The organism is Acutalibacter sp. 1XD8-36, from assembly GCF_009917525.1.
Classification (GTDB): Bacteria; Bacillota; Clostridia; order Oscillospirales; family Acutalibacteraceae; genus Acutalibacter.
Genome location: NZ_QZDU01000005.1, coordinates 147,533 through 163,396 on the forward strand (window position 1 = coordinate 147,533; position 15,864 = coordinate 163,396).

Genomic DNA, 15,864 nt, shown 5'->3' on the forward strand with positions numbered 1-15,864 from the left:
TTTTCCTCCTCTATTATTACCCCTTTACGGCCCCAAGGGTAATGCCCTTGACAAAGCTGTTCTGTACAAAGGGGTAGACTATCAGTATCGGCAGAAGGCCCACCACGCTTATTGCCATGCGCACGGATGTGGACGGTATCTTCGACACGGACTCGCTGATATTGCCCATTGTGGCGGCGTTATTGCTCAGGTACTGTATATCCTGAAGCATTCGGTTTAAGAGCGCCTGTATAGTATAATACTCTGTTTTGGTCGTAATGTAAATAAAGCCGTTATACCAGTCGTTCCAGTAGTTTATGGCGGTGAGCATAAGTACCGTGGCGATTATCGGCTTGCTCATTGGCACAATTACCTGCACCAGTATCCTGTACTCACCCGCGCCGTCCACCTTCGCGGCCTCGATTATCGCCTTTGGGATAGAGGTGGTGAAGAAGCTCTTCATCAGCAGGACGTAGTAGGCCCCAAGGAGCAGGCGTGGCACTATCACTGCCCAGACAGTATTTTTCAGGTGCAGGGTGTTGGTATAAATAAGGTAGGTGGGCACCAGGCCGCCGTTAAACAGCATGGTGAAGAACACCAGGAACCCCAGCACCTTCCTGCCCAGCAGGTCGTCCCTGGAGAGGGGGTACGCCAGCATGGTGGTGAGCACAATGCTCACTGCCGTCCCCACCACGGTGACGAAGAAGGTGACAAAGTAGGACGTGAATATCTGCCCCCCATGGCGGAACAGGTACTCATAGGCCTCGAAGCTGAAGGCCTTGGGCCAGAAGCCGTAGCCCTCCCGTATCAGGGTGGAGTTCTCCTCAAAGGAGGACATCAGCAGCAGTACGAGGGGGATTATGCAAAACAGCGCGAATATCAGCAGCACTATATGGCTGAATACCTGGAAGCGCTTTTCTTCTTTTGTCTTCATATTATCCCTCCTGTCAGAACAGCGCGCTCTCGGGGTCTGCCCTGCGTATCACAAGGTTTGAGACCGAGACCAGCACAAGGCCGACAATAGACTGGTAGAATCCCGCCGCCGAGGACATGCCGATATTGCCTATCTGGATAAGGCTGCGGTATACGTAGGTGTCGATAACATTCGTGGTCGGGAACAGGGCCCCGGAATTCATGGGCACCTGGTAGAACAGGCCGAAATCCGCGTAAAATATCCGCCCTATAGCCAGCAGGATAAGCATGATGGTGACCGACTTTATCATGGGCAGGGTAATGCTGAAAATCTGCCGCACCTTCCCCGCGCCCTCAAGGGCCGCCGCCTCGTAATACTGCCTGTCTATGCCGATGATAGCCGACAGGTAAATAATACAGTTATAGCCCACGTTTTTCCATATATACACAAGGGTTATAATAACCGGCCAGTATTTTGGCTCGTTATACCAGGATATATCGTCTATGCCCAATAGGGGCAGAATGCTCTTATTTATAAAGCCGGAGTCGGCGCTTAAAAAGCCGTAGACAATATAGCCCGCGATAACGGTGGAGATTAAGAAGGGCAGAAGTATCACGCTCTGGTAGAGCTTCCTTGCCCCCACGGAGAATAGCTCGCTTAAAAGAATCGCTATAAAAATGGAGAGCACCGTATTGAGAACTATGAAGGCTCCGTTATACAGCAGCGTATTCCTGGTTATCACCAGCGCGTCCTTTGTGGCGAAGAGATACTTGAAATTCTGGAAACCGATAAAGTCGCTGCCGAAAATGCCCTTGCGGGCGTCGTACTGCTTGAAGGCCACTATAAGGCCCGCCATTGGCATATAGTTATTGACGAACAGGTATATAAACCCGGGTATCATCATGGTGTAAAGCGGTATCCCAAATTTTAGGCGCCGCCATACCGAGCCTGCCTTCTTCTTTTCACTAGCAGCTAATGTATTCAACAATTCACACCCCTTTGAAACTCTAATTTACAAAACTTCCGTTTATATAGTTAACGCAGTTCAAGTGTGTTTACTATAGCACGGCGAGCCGCCGGGATATGACGGCTCGCGCGGTGCTATAGCTTCTGCTTATCAAGAAACTCCGTTTGCTTCGGCCCACTCGTCAAGCTGCCTCTGCTTTTCCTCTATTATCTTGCCTATCCCCGCGCTCTCCATCTCGGAAAGCATCTGGGACAGTGTGGCCTCAGTGTCCACAAGGCCGCTCTCAAGGCCAATCTTATACTGGTCGTATACACCCTGTACGGCGGCTATCTCGGTAAGCACGCTGTCGCTGTTGAATGTGAAGCCAAAGGCCTTGGACTTGTCGGCCCCATCGTTGAAGGCCTTCAGTTCCTTGTAAAGGTTCAGGTCGTCCCCTTCCCATACGTGCGTGATAAACTGGTTGCCGAATATCCATCCGGCGCTGGGGTTATACCCGGACTCCGCACCGTTGAGGGCTGCCGCGGCGGTGATATGTCCGTCGTCGGTCATGTCATAATGGGTGCCCTCAATACCCCAGGCCAGCAGGTTCATAATGTCCGGGTTGGTGTACTGCTCATTCAGGTACTCCATGGCCCGCTCCGGGCTCTCGGCTGAGTAGGGTATGCCCCACATGAAGCTCTGGGGAACAGAGGTGTAGGTGGCGTCACCCAGGACCGTGAGCGTAACAACGGGAGTGCCGCATATCTTTGACTCCTGGTTGTCCGCGCCGGGCTTATATCGGTTATTATAGGCGAAGGCCCGCCCGGCCTTTACCTGAGAGGGGCCCCCCTCGGTTACGGCGGCTATGTCCGCGCTGATGTATCCAGCCTCGAACCATTTCCTGGCGTGGAGGCAATACTCCTTATATTCCTCTGTGGCGAAGGCGTTCACAACTGTCAGGTCGTCAAGGCCGAAGTTCCGCAGCACCGCGAAGCCGTCTGTAAGCGGGTCGAAGCTCATGCCCAGGGTGCCGTAGATGGAGCTGCCGGAGTTGCTGGTGATTATCTGGACGTCAGGATGGTTCTCATGGACCTTTGCGAACAGGCCGTCAAGGTCGTCGATGGTCTTGATATCCTCCTTCTTATAGCCCGCTTCTTCCATATAGTCCTGGCGGACTACCAGGCCACCGTGACCGATAGCCAGGTCGCGGTTGGTGGTGATACCGTAGAGCTTGCCGTCCAGCTTGCCTGCGTCTATAAAGCTCTGGCCCACCGCTTCAATAATGCCCTGGCCGTACTCCTGGATAAGGTCGGTAAGGTCGGTCATCTGGTTCGCAGAATAGTAGGCGTTGAAGCTGTTGGAGCGGATAACGAAGCAGTCCAGCTTCTCGGCGCTTGCCAGCATAAGCTGCATTTGCTGCTGGTAGTTGCCCATGGAGATAGGCATAAGCTCGATGGTATCGTTGAGCTTCTCCTGGGTTATCTTGTTAATCTCTGCCTCAATGAGCTTATTGTCCTGGGGCACGCCGTTAATAAGCGGATAGGCCACCACAAGGTTCATGGGCTCATTGCCGGAGGACTCCTCTTCACCGGAGCTCTCCGGTGAGCTCTCAGGCGTGCTGCTCTCTGCTTCAGAGCTGCCGGAGGAGGACGGAGTGCTCTCTGTCTCCTTGGAGGAGCTCTCCTCCTTGCCGCCACAGGCCGCGAACAGCGCAAGTATCAGCGCAGCGGCAAGCATAACGGAAATCAGTCTTCGTTTCATGCTTTTTCCTCTTTTCATTATTTTTCCCCGGTTTGTCTAGGGTGCCCTAATTTTAGCGCATTTTCTGCCCTTTTGTCTCAAAAAAAAGAAATGTCAATATGCAAAAAATATTAAAAAAAGAAAAAACCGTCTTTTTTAAAGACGGTTTTCATGTGTATGGGTCATGTCTGCTCTCAGCTCTCCCCCAGCATCATCGACATCTCCATATAAGCCCGGTGGACCTCCCTATCCAGTGCACTTTCGTTCTCTGCAAGATACTTGCTTTTGTCAAACAGGTCGACCAGCTTCTCGTCCAGCTCTGTGCGGAAGCGGGCATATGAGATATTGTCCCTGAGGTTGCACAGCTCATCAAAGTTTGACTTTGCAAGATACCATTTCTGCCAGCCATTAGTCCCATAATCTCCATACTTAACTACTTGGGTGCGCTTTTGCATAGCTTCCTCGTGCGTTGGGATGGCCTGGTTATATGTCAGGTTTGCATATATGGGGGAGCACTGGCAGTCCAAGCTCAAAAGGTAGTCCAGGACAAAAAAGGCGTCGTCAGGGCGCTTTGTATTAATGTTGATTGCCGCGAAAGAGGTTATAGTTGCGCAATACCCTCCCTGGGTAGAGTAGAGCGGAAAAAATGTTAAATGCTCTTTTTTATCTATTCCTGCAAACATTGCCTTGTACATGTCATCATCATCTGTGAAAAAATTAAACTCTACCTTTAAATCACTATGGTAATAGCTTGGCATATTTTCAGAATCATAGTTTGCCCTGCAGTCTTCCAAATCGCCTAAAATTTTTATGACTTCCTTCAAATCTTCCTCAGAAAAAGCAAGGGTTTCTGTGTCGTAATCTGCCAATGCCGGGAAGACTGAGGCTAACCTATCGGCATCCATCAAATATCTTCCGTATTCCGTAGTTAGTTCTGATGAAAACAGAGATACCGGGTTATCGCTTTTCGCAATATCAAAAAAGGTGAGGGTTTCTGAGGGCTCATGCTCCAATTCGGCTTTGCGGAAAACTGTCAGCGGCATTGAATACGTGAGAGGGAGCGTCAGCTGGCCTTCTTCTCCCTTTCCGGCTTCCATTATGACAGGCGTAAGCTTATCCCACTCCATAAACTGCGCCTTTTCAATGTATTCATCTAATGGTAGGAAAGTCCGTCTGGACATGACCTGGTCGGGGTATTTAAATACCGGGTCCTCGTAATCGGGTTCGCAAACTGTAATAAAAACATCGGGGCCGTTGCCGGCCATTATTTCTGTTCTGACTCGGGTTAAATCATTATCTCTAAGTGCATAGTTTGGGCCGTTACTACCATTGTTATAATCAAAATATATACAATCGAAGATAATATCCCTCGGCCCGTCCGCTTTTATAATTTCATTCTTAAAATCTTTTAAATTCCTGTCACGGGTAGCCTCGGTATGCGGGGGCCAGGAAGGAAAATCTATAAGAATTCGCAATGAGCCTTCGTCTGCCTGGAGAGTTTCCTCGGCAGACGAAGGCTGGGAAATATTTATATCTGACTTACTGCACGCCGTGATTCCGGCTATACTTATGATAAGTACGAGTAAAAGGACACATTTCTTTTTCATTTGGTTTCCCCTCCCAGATAAATGTATAAAGTACCATGGCCCCGGCGCAGCCGGGGTCTCAGTCCCCAACACCTTTAGCTCTCCGCAAGCAGCATTTCCATTAAAACGTACTGCTCATGCGCCTTTTTTTCCAGCTCCTTATCGTCCCTGCTTGCCCTGACCTCCTTAATACACATATCAAGCGGCCCAGGGAACTTAGCGATATTTATCTGCTTTTGTGCCTCATAAATCTGCTTAAAGTTTGTCTCGTTCATTTTCCAGGCGCTAGATGAGGGCGTGCTTTCGTTTCCTGTATCCACATATACAGGCAAGCCCTCCATACGGTCCTGAAAAATCGGGCTCGTCTGCTGGACTCCTGCACTCAGTAAGTAGTCGATTATCCTAAACGCCTCGTCAGGGTAGCGGGTATTGCGGTTGATGGCGGCGAAGGTTGTGATGTTCGCTGTTATTCCGCCGGAGAGATTGTATGCGGGTATAATAGTATACTCCTGGTCTTTTTCCAGAGATATATCGGCAAAGGATAAATTTTGCAAGTCGATTATGGGCATGGGAGGCCGTTCCTCCATAGCCATCTTCTCCGGGATGCTCCTGCATGCTGCAATTTGTTTAGCCATCAGCGTCTTCAACTCATCCTCCGAAAAGGCCGGGATATCCTTATCGTAATCAGCAAGGCTTCCGATGATGTCCCCCATGTCTGCAAAGCATGCTGACACCCGGATGTTAAGGTCCTGGTCCCCTATCATTTCCTCCCAAGCCATGGGAAGCTGGTTTTCCGGCGTATAGGTATTGTCAAAAAATGTGGCATTAAAGGTGTACGTCAATGGGAGTATCTGCTGTCCCTCGCTATTCTTACCGGCAGCCATTACCACTGGCTGTAATTTATCCCACTCCATATACTCAGCTTTCTCAATGTAGTCGTCAAGCTGCATGAATATGTGATTTGACATGGCCTTTACAGGGAAATTGAAGAACGGCGTATCATCTATACTGGCTCTTTGCGCACATATAAATAAATCCGGACCCTTTCCTGCCATGATTTCCGTGCGTATACGGGTAAGCGCGGTACTGCGTTCAACTCCGTTTTCCGGTATGCTCTCTGTCAAGACCATAAAATCCTGCTCGTATCCTGACAGACCTGCCAAAGATTTTTGCAGTTCATCGGACCCCATCCGCCTGTGAATGGGCAAATCCATCAATACGGTAATTACTTTCCTGCCGAACTTTTCTTCCATTTGCTCTGCTGTGGCTTGTGTATCCTGACTACCTTGGCTTGATGGGCTGACAGTTTTCCGCCCGCACCCAAAGAAAGATATCAATATCAAAAAAATGAACGATAACACAAGAACCCTGCGCAAATTACTCTCTACTGTTTTTGTCATATTATATCACCTCGTAAAGTATTTTCTATCTCCCTTTTATTGTAATCATATCACATATAGGTTTATATATCAAGCGTATATTGTAAAAATCTCACGTTTTTTGTGATTAATCTTCAAAAAACTTAGAGCTCAAATACAACCAAGGTTTGCCATCTCCAATAACGCACAACAAAAGGGCACTCCTACCAGGAGAGCCCTTTGCAGTCTCAGTTATTTACCCCGCAGATATCCTTCACAGCCTCCCCGGCCATTATCATCCCCATCACCGGCGGCACGAAGGACACGCTTCCGGGCACAGGCTTCTCCCCTGCCCCGGCGGGTACGGCTATAGGCGGCTCGGTGGAGTAGGCCACTTTCAGTCGCTCTACCCCGCGCTTTTTTAGCTCCCGGCGCATGACCCTGGCAAGGGGGCATACGGAGGTCTCGTAGATGTCCGCCACCCGAAAGGCTGTGGGGTCCAGCTTGTTCCCTGCGCCCATGGCGCTGATTGTGGGTATGCCCAGCTTATAGGCGCGCTGAATAATGGCGAGCTTGCCGGTCACCATGTCTATACAGTCTAAAATATAGTCAAATCCTGTAAAATCTAACTGTTCTTCGGTGTCGGGGGTATAAACAAGCTCATGCAGCTCAAGCTCAAGCTCCGGGTTAATGGCGTGAAGACGCTTTGCCGCGGCCTCTACCTTGGGCATACCCACGGTCTCGGCTACAGCGAAAATTTGGCGGTTTAGGTTGGACACTGAATAGGCGTCCTTATCCACCAGAGCCATTGCCCCCACTCCGCAGCGAGCCAAGGCTTCCGCGGCGCTGCCTCCCACACCTCCAAGGCCGAATACAGCTATCCGGGCGGCTTTAAGCTTATGGAGGGCCCCGTCGCCCAGGAGCAGCCCCTGCCTCTCAAAGGGAGTCTCCACTCTCAGCCCTTCTTGCGCACAAAGGCCTTCTTGGGCATCTTGCATATGGGGCAGCTCCAGTCGGCGGGGAGCTCCTCGAAGCCGAAGTTGGGGTCCTTATACTCGTAGCCGCAGACGGAGCATACAAAGCGCTCGCCGGTTATCCTCTCGGCCTGCTGACCGGAAAGGTAGGTCGGGGCCTTTGTGGGAGATATGCCGCCTAGCTTCTCAACATAATACTGGTATGTCATGGGCTTATAGGCCTCGAACTTCCCGGCGGTCTCTATGCCCCCGGCTATGTCGCTCCCGGCTACTATCTCAGCCACAAACAGCACCTGCCCGCCTACGGGCAGCTTCGCCTTGACCTGGCAGAGGAACCAGCAGCAGGTGTTCTCCTTTATAACCGGCACGCCCTCCATGAGGACCTTATGCCGGATATTCTCCAGCTTCCCCCCGTGCCTGCCGCTTGTAAAGCCCAGGGCCCCTATGACAGTGGCCGGGGTGCTCTCGGACAGCACGGAGATGGTGAACACGCCGCTCTCCTCTATGCACTGGCAGCTATAGTTTTCGGTATTTACAGACAGGGCTATAAGCGGCGGCGCGCCAGGGGAGGTCTTTGTAACCTGCATTACGGTGTTCACAATGCAGGCGCTTGGGCCGTTTTTGTCCTTGACCCCGATGGCGTACATGCCGTAGGTTATATTGCCTAATACTAGTGGTTTCATGGCTTTACCTCGTTTTGCCTGGTTTATTGGGTTTATTTACTGATAGAGAGGGTATTTCTTACAGATATCCTCCACCATGCCCCGGAGCTTCCCTATATTGCCCTCGAAATCATCCTCCATAGCGATTGCTATGCACTGGGCAACCTGGTCCATATCGTCCTCCCTAAGCCCTCTGGTGGTGACGGCGGGGGTGCCGAGCCTCAGGCCGCTGGTGACGAAGGGGCTGCGCTGTTCGCCGGGGACGGTATTCTTGTTGGCGGTGATGAACACCTCGTCCAGCCTTCTCTCCAGCTCCTTGCCTGTGAGCTCCAGGCCAGACAAATCCACCAGCATAAGGTGGTTGTCCGTGCCACCCGACACCAGCTTCACGCCCCGCTTTATGAGGCCCCCGGCAAGGGCTGCAGCGTTCTCCACCACCTGCCGGCCGTACTCCTTAAACTCCGGCTTCAGGGCTTCACCTAAGCATACGGCCTTGGCAGCGATAATATGCATAAGCGGGCCGCCCTGGGTGCCGGGGAATATGGCCTTGTCGATGGCCTTGGCGTACTCCTCCCGGCAGAGGATAAGGCCGCCCCTTGGCCCGCGCAGGGTCTTATGGGTGGTAGTCGTCACTACATCGGCGTAGGGCACCGGGTTCTGGTGGCAGCCTGCCGCCACAAGGCCCGCGATATGGGCCATGTCCACCATGAGCTTTGCCCCGCAGGCGTCAGCTATCTCGCGGAACTTCCCGAAGTCTATGGCCCTGGCATAGGCGCTGGCCCCGGCGACTATGAGCTTTGGCTTCTCCTTCATGGCAAGGTCCATCACCTTGTCGTAATTTATGCGCCCGGTGTCCGGCTCCACGCCATAGGCAACAAAGTTATAGAGCGCCCCGGACATATTTACCGGCGAGCCGTGGGACAGGTGCCCTCCTTCGGAGAGGTTCATGCCCAGCACCGTGTCCCCGGGCTGCAGGAAGGCGAAGTAGACTGCAAGGTTCGCCTGGGCCCCGGAGTGGGGCTGGACGTTGGCGTGCTCGGCCCCGAACAGGCTGCAGGCCCTGTCCCTGGCGATATCCTCGGCGATATCCACGCACTGGCAGCCGCCGTAGTACCTGTGGGCGGGATACCCCTCGGCGTACTTGTTCGTCAGCACCGTGCCCATAGCCGCCATAACCGCAGGGGATACGATATTTTCCGAGGCGATAAGCTCAAGGTTCCGGCGCTGGCGTGAAAGCTCCTTTGACATGGCGTCAGCTATCTCCGGGTCGGTCTGTGATACAAAGCCGATGGCGTCCATTAAATCATTGTACATTTTAAGTTCCCTCCAATAAATTATTTATATTATGTTACTCCTGGCGCTCCCCATGGAAAATGCCCTCCGTGAGGTTTACGAACATATCAGGCTCCTTCAGTGTGCGGGCCTCGCCGTTCCACCAGCCGGTTATCCAGTTGGCCGCGGCGGTGAGCTTTTTGCCGTCTTTCATTATATATGTTATGGTTACATCCGGGCCCACCTCTCTGGAGTTCTCGGGGACCTGGGTAAAGGGCTGGTAGTTTAGGGAGTTTATGAGCTTTACCGCCAGCTCTATCTTCTCAGGGTCCGTATAGTCCGCAGTCTCCCCCTGGGCCCAGCTTACTGTGACCCTCTCAACGTCCCTGGGGTTTGGGGCCCCGAAAACAGGCATACCGTTTTTCATCACAAACAGCACCGTGACTATCACGCAGGTGAGTATCACCCCCGCCCCGGTGCGCAGGATATTCTCCTTCTTCATGGCTGCTTACCCTTTAGCTCAGCTATCCTGTCCAGCAGCCTGTGGGCAGCCTCATCTTTTGTAAGCATGGGCAGCTCCTCCTCCCCCTCCCGGGTGATAAGGGTGAGGACGTTGGTATCGACACCAAAGCCCGCCCCCTCCTGCCGGAGAGAGTTTGCGGCTACTATATCCAGATTCTTCTTTATGAGCTTCTTCCTGCTGTTCTCAACAAGGTTTTCAGTCTCCATGCTGAAGCCGCAGAGTATCTGGCCGGGGGCTTTATGCTCCCCAAGGTACGCTAAAATATCGTCTGTGCGAAGGAGCTCAAGATTTAATCCCTCCCCCGCCCCTTTCTTTATCTTGCCCCCGGCGGTCCGGGCCGGGCGGTAGTCGGCTACAGCGGCGGCTTTTATAATAACGTCCTGCCCTTCTGAGCAGCTCGTTACGGCCTCAAACATCTCCCGGGCGGTCACAACGCCGACAGTCTCAACATATGGAGGCTTTTTCAGCGCTGTCGGACCGCTCACCAGGGTCACCTCCGCCCCGCGCCGGGCAGCGGCTTTGGCTATGGCGTAGCCCATCCTGCCGGAGGAATGGTTGGTAAGGTAGCGCACAGGGTCCAGCGCCTCCTGGGTAGGTCCTGCGGTTACAAGTATATGCAGGCCCTTCAAATCCTTTTCATACGCTATGGCCTGGTCCACCGCCTCAAGCAGGTCCTCGGGCTCGGGCATTTTCCCCCTGCCCACCGCGCCACAGGCCAAATGTCCGCTGGCGGGCTCTATGACCTCCCAGCCGTACCTTCGCAGGATGTTCAGGTTGTCCTGGGTCACAGGGTTATCGTACATGCGGGTGTTCATGGCAGGAGCTATAAGCTTTATGCAGTCGCAGGCCAGGATAGTGGTGGAGAGCATATCGTCGGCTATGCCGTGGGCGGCCTTGGCTATTATATTTGCCGTGGCGGGCGCGACTATCAGCAGGTCCGCTTTATCCGCCAGGGCAACGTGCTCCACATGGCTCTGGAAATTGCGGTCGAAGGTGTCCACCATGGCCCTGTTATGGGTCAGGGACTCGAAGGTGTGCGGGCCGATAAACTCGGTGGCGTTCTTTGTGAGCACCACCTCCACGTTATAGCCGCGCTGGGTGAGCTTGCTTGCAAGGGCCGCCGACTTATAGCAGGCTATGCCGCCTGTCACGCCCAGCACTACCGTCTTCTTTTTCATGTAAAACTCCTCCAATACTGGCTGTTTTTGCATTTATATCCAAATTATAACAAATTCCTGGGGCAATGTAAAGCATGAACACAATATTTTGGAAGTATCTTGTATAAAAGCTTGCAAAATCACCTGTGAACGGTTATAATATACAGACCCGGGAGAGGTTATCCGGCCCGTACCTATAATTGGACGGGACCGGAAAGGTATCTCAGTCCGGGAATAATATTAATTCGCTGCACCGCTTCGGCGGGCGGCAGGAGGTAATTTTTATGACAAACGCAAATAGTCCTCAGAAACATGCAGCCGGGATACAGGAGATGGTGCTAACCGCCCTGTTCACGGCCCTTCTGCTCCTTATGGGATTCACCCCCCTGGGGCTCATCGACCTGCCTTTTATTAAGGCCACCACCCTGCATATCCCGGTAATAATCGGGTCTATCCTGCTGGGGCCTTTTAGGGGGGCTTTCCTTGGCGGCGTATTCGGGGTGCTGAGCGTATGGAAAAGCACCATCGCTCCCAGCGCTCTGAGCTTCGCCTTTTCGCCCTTCATCCCCCTGCCAGGTGAGAGCCACGGCAGCGCCTGGGCGCTGGTGATAGCTATTATACCCCGCGTACTGGTCGGGGTTGTGCCGTGGTTTGTGGTGAGGCTCTTTGAGCTGATTCCTGCTAACAGGCTGGCTGTGAAGAGTGCCGGCAGCGTTGCCGCCGCAGTAATAGGCTCGGCTGTGAACACCGGACTTGTTATGGGGCTTATGGGCCTGACGCTGGGCGGCTCCTTCGCGGCGGTGAAGGGTATCGGCGGGGACGAGGTATGGGCCGGAATACTGGCTATAGTCTTTGCAAACGGCGTGCCCGAGGCCATTGCCGCCGCAGTTATCGTCCCGGTGATAGTGCTGGCCCTTACAAATGTCCTGCCTGCCGCGGTGGATTCGGCGGGCAGCAGGAAAGGAAGTCAATAATCATGATACTCACTATAGACATTGGAAATACCAACACTGTGCTGGGCTGCTGGAAGGGCGATAAGCTCTGTATCACCCTTAGGATGCACACGGACCGGGACCGCACCGCCGACGAGTACAGCCTGCTTATAGGCGGCCTGCTCCGTGACAGAGGGGCCGAGCCCAGGGAAATATCCGGTGGGATACTCTCAAGCGTTGTACCGGAGCTGCGCAAGGTGATAAAGGACGCCATGGCGCTGCTCACCGGCAGGACGTTCCTGTGCGTAGGGGCGGGGCTGAAGACCGGGCTTGACATCCGCATGGACAATCCGGCCCAGCTGGGGGCCGACCTGGTTGTGGACGCTGTGGCGGCACTTGCCAAGTATAAGCCGCCGCTTGTGATATTTGACATGGGCACGGCCACTACAATGTCTGTTATAGACGAGAACGGCGCCTATAGGGGCGGCATGATAATCCCGGGACTGCGGCTCTCGGTGGACGCCCTCAGCGCCAGGGCCGCCCAGCTGCCCTATATACATTTGGGCCCCCCGGAGCGGTTTATCGGCAGCAATACCATTGACTGTATGCAGTCCGGGGCCGTGTACGGCAGCGCCCTTATGATAGACGGACTTATCGCCCGGACAGCCGAGGAGCTGGGCAGGCCCGTGACGGCGGTAGCCACAGGCGGGCTCATGGCCCTTATACATGAGTTTTGCCGGTCCGGCCTGCACTATGACGCGGACCTGATGCTGGAGGGGCTCTATATCCTCTATAAGAAAAACACCAAGTAAAAGCGCAGGGGGCACTCTAGGGTGCCCCCTGTCTCGGTCACTGCCCGGACTGGGCGGAGCTGCCGAGCGCGTTCTTACAGTACTGCTCCAGCTCCTCCTTGGTGCAGAGCTTTGCGCCGCTCTCGACTATCTGGGACTTGAGGGCCTGGGGCATGGAGTCAAAGTAGGCGCGCGCCTGCATGTCCATGGCCCCAATATTACTGGGGTTATTTGCCGGGTTCTGCATATTATCTCTCCTTTTTGGGTGAACTTTATGGCCTTACTTGAGTTTTCCCTGGGATTCGGGATTTCATTCGAGTATATTCCCGGGGAAAACTTTTCCATGATGCCCGGCAGATGTTGTAGTTTTTGAAAATATATGTTAGAATGTGTAGAAGACGGAGTATTATGACAGAGGAAGGTGGTCGCAAATGACTAGAAGGGAAGCACGGGAGCAGGCCTTCTGCCTGCTGTTCCAGGGGACCGTTTCCGGGGACCCGGTTGACGATATTTTAAGAGCCGCCCACGAAGCCAGGGACCTGGTGCCGGACTCCTTTACAGAGGGGCTATGCTACGGCGTTGAGGAGCATATGGGGGATATCGACAGCATGATTGAGGGGAGCCTGAAGGGCTGGAATATCAGGCGGGTATCAAAGGTGGCTTTAACGCTGCTGAGGCTCTCGGTTTACGAGATGGCATATGAAAAGGATATACCCATCAGCGTATCTATAAACGAGGCCGTGGAGCTCTCCAAAACCTACGGCGGCGAGGGGGACCCAGCCTATATCAACGGCGTGCTGGGCTCTGTGGCGAAAAAGCACTGCCACGGGCCGGAGGAGGGTACGTGAGCACTCTTGGGCTGGACACCAGCAACTATACTACGTCGGCGGCAAAGTATGACGGCTCCAGGGTCACTGACAACCGCCGCAGGCTGCTGCCTGTTCCAGAGGGGGCCAAGGGGCTTCGACAGAGCGACGCGGTGTTCCACCATACCCGCCAGCTCCCGGACATAGCCTCCCCCCTGCTGCCTGACCCGGAGCTCTCTGCCATAGGCGTATCCGTAAGCCCCACCGGGGCCGAGGGGTCGTATATGCCCTGCTTCCTCACAGGGAAGGGCATGGCAGCGGTGCTGGGGGCTGCGTTAAATGTGCCGGTCTATGAGTTTTCCCACCAGCAGGGACATATTGCGGCGGCGCTGTACTCTGGAGGCAGGCTTGAGCTGCTTGAGGAAAAGTTCCTTGCCTTCCATGTGTCCGGCGGGACTACCGAGGCGCTGCTGGTGTCACCGGGAGGCTCCCGGGGGCCAAAAGCCGTGGCTGTAGCCGGGAGCCTTGACTTAAAGGCCGGGCAGGCTGTGGACCGGGTGGGGCTGGCTCTGGGGCTGAAATTCCCATGCGGGCCGGAGCTGGAGAAGCTGGCCCTTGCCTGCCCCGGGGAGATGAAGATAAGGCCGGTAATGCGGGGGGCAGACTGCTCCCTGTCCGGTATTGAAAACCGGTGTCTGGATATGATAAAGAAGGGGCACCCAAAAGAGGAGGTCGCCCGGTACTGTTTAGAGTATATAACGGCGGCACTTGAGGGGATGTGCTCGGCGCTGCTCTCTGAATACGGTGAGCTGCCGGTGGTGTTCTCGGGCGGGGTTTGCTCGGACAGCATACTCCGGGACAGGCTAACCGAACGCTTCGGGGCGGTATTTTCAGAGCCGGAGTTTTCGGCGGACAACGCCGCCGGTATAGCCATACTGGCTTATATTTCACATAGGTGTTTTGCCGGGAGGTCAGCATGAATACACTTACCGTCACCCAGGTAAACCGTTTCCTCAAGTCCCTTGTGGACGGAGACGGACGGCTGAGAGACATTTATATTGCCGGGGAGATTTCCGACTTCTCCCGCAGCGCCCGGACCGGGCACCTGTTCTTCTCACTGAAGGACGAAAGCTCCTCCATAAAGGCCGTGATGTTCGCGGGAGCGGCCAGGAATTTGAAGTTCATGCCCGGAGACGGCATGAGGGTGATAATCCGTGGGCAGGTCACTGTTTATGACGCCACAGGCCAGTGCCAGCTCTACGCCCAGGATATCCAGCCCGACGGCGTCGGGGCTCTTGCCGCGGCCTATGAGCAGCTCAAGGAGCGCCTTGCCGCCGAGGGCCTGTTTGACAGGGAGTGCAAGCGGCCTATCCCGGTTTGTCCGTCGAGAATAGGTGTCGTCACCTCCCCCTCAGGCGCGGCCCTGCAGGACATCCTGCGGATAGTCGGCAGGCGCTGGTCCATATGTGAGGTGGTGGTCTGCGGGGCGCAGGTACAGGGGGGCGCGGCTCCGGCCCAGCTTGTGGCAGCGCTCAATACACTGAACCTGCTGAATGCCTGCGAAGTGATAATAATAGGCCGGGGCGGCGGGTCCATGGAGGACCTGTGGAGCTTTAACGACGAGCGGTTGTGCAGGGCTGTGGCGGCCTCAAAAATACCTGTTGTCTCCGCTGTGGGCCATGAGACGGACTTCACCCTCTGCGACTTTGCCGCCGACAAGCGGGCTTCCACCCCATCTGTAGCCGCGGAGCTCTGCACCCCAGACACACCCGGGCTGCTGGACAGCCTAAGGTCATATAACAGCTACTTTATCCAGAAAGCCGCGGGAACGGTGGAGTATTACAGGCAGAGCCTGGACCTGCTCACAAAGAGCCCTCCCCTCTCGGACCGCGGGGCCTATTTGAGGCTGCGCCGGGAGAAGGTGGATGAACTGACCGTAAAGCTTGAGGATTTGATAAAGCGCAGGCTTGACGGCTATAGGACCGGGCTGGCGCTGGCGGCTGGGAAGCTGGATGTGCTCAGCCCGCTGAAGGCGCTGTCAAGAGGGTATGCTGTGGTGTACCATGAGGGGAAGGCCGTGAGGGACTTGGCACAGCTCGAAGAGGGCGAGGAAGTGCTGATACAGGTCGAAAAGGGCAAGAGGGCGGCGAAGCTGCTTTAAAATTTGACCATCCACCTTATTAACTCTGGATTTAAGTTATTTATATATTATATTTTAAATTAGT

The 15,864-nt window shown here is 54.3% G+C and carries 16 protein-coding genes; 5 read left to right on the top strand and 11 right to left on the bottom strand.

Annotated elements, in window-relative coordinates; all coding sequences use genetic code 11:
• Window positions 1-16 precede the first annotated feature (16 nt).
• From D5270_RS09875 to coaBC, 10 genes are all read right to left on the bottom strand, one after another.
• Window positions 17-913 (bottom strand): carbohydrate ABC transporter permease, encoded by an 897-nt coding sequence (locus D5270_RS09875; protein ID WP_166543947.1) that lies wholly within the window; start codon window positions 911-913, stop codon window positions 17-19.
• A 13-nt stretch (window positions 914-926) separates the two neighbouring features.
• The gene (locus tag D5270_RS09880; protein WP_442858599.1) at window positions 927-1,877 is read right to left on the bottom strand and encodes an ABC transporter permease; all 951 of its coding nucleotides are present in this window, start codon (window positions 1,875-1,877) and stop codon (window positions 927-929) included.
• A 132-nt stretch (window positions 1,878-2,009) separates the two neighbouring features.
• Entirely contained in the window at window positions 2,010-3,599 is a 1,590-nt protein-coding gene (locus tag D5270_RS09885; RefSeq protein ID WP_166543948.1) for an ABC transporter substrate-binding protein, read from the bottom strand.
• A 173-nt stretch (window positions 3,600-3,772) separates the two neighbouring features.
• Window positions 3,773-5,185 carry a hypothetical protein gene (locus D5270_RS09890; protein ID WP_166543949.1) on the bottom strand — a complete coding sequence of 471 codons (1,413 nt, stop codon included), beginning with the start codon at window positions 5,183-5,185 and terminating at the stop codon, window positions 3,773-3,775.
• Between the two features lie 74 nt (window positions 5,186-5,259).
• Window positions 5,260-6,378: an extracellular solute-binding protein gene (locus tag D5270_RS09895; protein WP_207709351.1), complete on the bottom strand. Its 1,119-nt coding sequence runs from the start codon at window positions 6,376-6,378 to the stop codon at window positions 5,260-5,262.
• A 392-nt stretch (window positions 6,379-6,770) separates the two neighbouring features.
• Window positions 6,771-7,475 carry a tRNA threonylcarbamoyladenosine dehydratase gene (locus tag D5270_RS09900; protein ID WP_330587457.1) on the bottom strand — a complete coding sequence of 235 codons (705 nt, stop codon included), beginning with the start codon at window positions 7,473-7,475 and terminating at the stop codon, window positions 6,771-6,773.
• Window positions 7,476-7,477: 2 nt separating this feature from the next.
• Entirely contained in the window at window positions 7,478-8,179 is a 702-nt protein-coding gene (locus D5270_RS09905) for a flavin reductase (protein WP_166543952.1), read from the bottom strand.
• 36 nt (window positions 8,180-8,215) lie between these two features.
• Complete coding sequence (glyA, locus tag D5270_RS09910) at window positions 8,216-9,472, bottom strand: serine hydroxymethyltransferase (protein ID WP_166543953.1); 1,257 nt, start codon at window positions 9,470-9,472, stop codon at window positions 8,216-8,218.
• Between the two features lie 34 nt (window positions 9,473-9,506).
• A complete protein-coding gene (locus D5270_RS09915; RefSeq protein ID WP_166543954.1) occupies window positions 9,507-9,932 on the bottom strand; it encodes a hypothetical protein in 426 nt (141 codons plus the stop codon).
• A complete protein-coding gene (gene coaBC / locus D5270_RS09920; RefSeq protein ID WP_166543955.1) occupies window positions 9,929-11,131 on the bottom strand; it encodes a bifunctional phosphopantothenoylcysteine decarboxylase/phosphopantothenate--cysteine ligase CoaBC in 1,203 nt (400 codons plus the stop codon). Before coaBC ends, D5270_RS09915 begins: the two co-directional genes overlap by 4 nt.
• Window positions 11,132-11,394: 263 nt before the next feature.
• Here coaBC and D5270_RS09925 point away from each other — a divergent pair, with 263 nt between their 5' ends.
• Window positions 11,395-12,084: an ECF transporter S component gene (locus D5270_RS09925; protein ID WP_166543956.1), complete on the top strand. Its 690-nt coding sequence runs from the start codon at window positions 11,395-11,397 to the stop codon at window positions 12,082-12,084.
• Between the two features lie 2 nt (window positions 12,085-12,086).
• Window positions 12,087-12,854 carry a type III pantothenate kinase gene (locus tag D5270_RS09930; protein WP_166543957.1) on the top strand — a complete coding sequence of 256 codons (768 nt, stop codon included), beginning with the start codon at window positions 12,087-12,089 and terminating at the stop codon, window positions 12,852-12,854.
• A gap of 37 nt (window positions 12,855-12,891) precedes the next feature.
• Here D5270_RS09930 and D5270_RS09935 read toward each other — a convergent pair whose 3' ends face one another.
• Window positions 12,892-13,080 (bottom strand): hypothetical protein, encoded by a 189-nt coding sequence (locus tag D5270_RS09935; protein ID WP_166543958.1) that lies wholly within the window; start codon window positions 13,078-13,080, stop codon window positions 12,892-12,894.
• Window positions 13,081-13,264: 184 nt separating this feature from the next.
• On the opposite strand from D5270_RS09935, the gene nusB reads away from it, so the two are divergent.
• From nusB to xseA, 3 genes are read left to right on the top strand one after another with little or no spacing between them, the layout of a single operon-like run.
• A complete protein-coding gene (gene nusB, locus D5270_RS09940; RefSeq protein ID WP_166543959.1) occupies window positions 13,265-13,681 on the top strand; it encodes a transcription antitermination factor NusB in 417 nt (138 codons plus the stop codon).
• Window positions 13,678-14,619 carry a peptidase M22 gene (locus D5270_RS09945; protein WP_166543960.1) on the top strand — a complete coding sequence of 314 codons (942 nt, stop codon included), beginning with the start codon at window positions 13,678-13,680 and terminating at the stop codon, window positions 14,617-14,619. The genes nusB and D5270_RS09945 overlap by 4 nt, the downstream gene beginning before the upstream one ends.
• Window positions 14,616-15,800, top strand: a complete 1,185-nt coding sequence (xseA, locus tag D5270_RS09950; protein WP_166543961.1) for an exodeoxyribonuclease VII large subunit — start codon at window positions 14,616-14,618, stop codon at window positions 15,798-15,800. The genes D5270_RS09945 and xseA overlap by 4 nt, the downstream gene beginning before the upstream one ends.
• The last annotated feature ends 64 nt before the right edge of the window (window positions 15,801-15,864 follow it).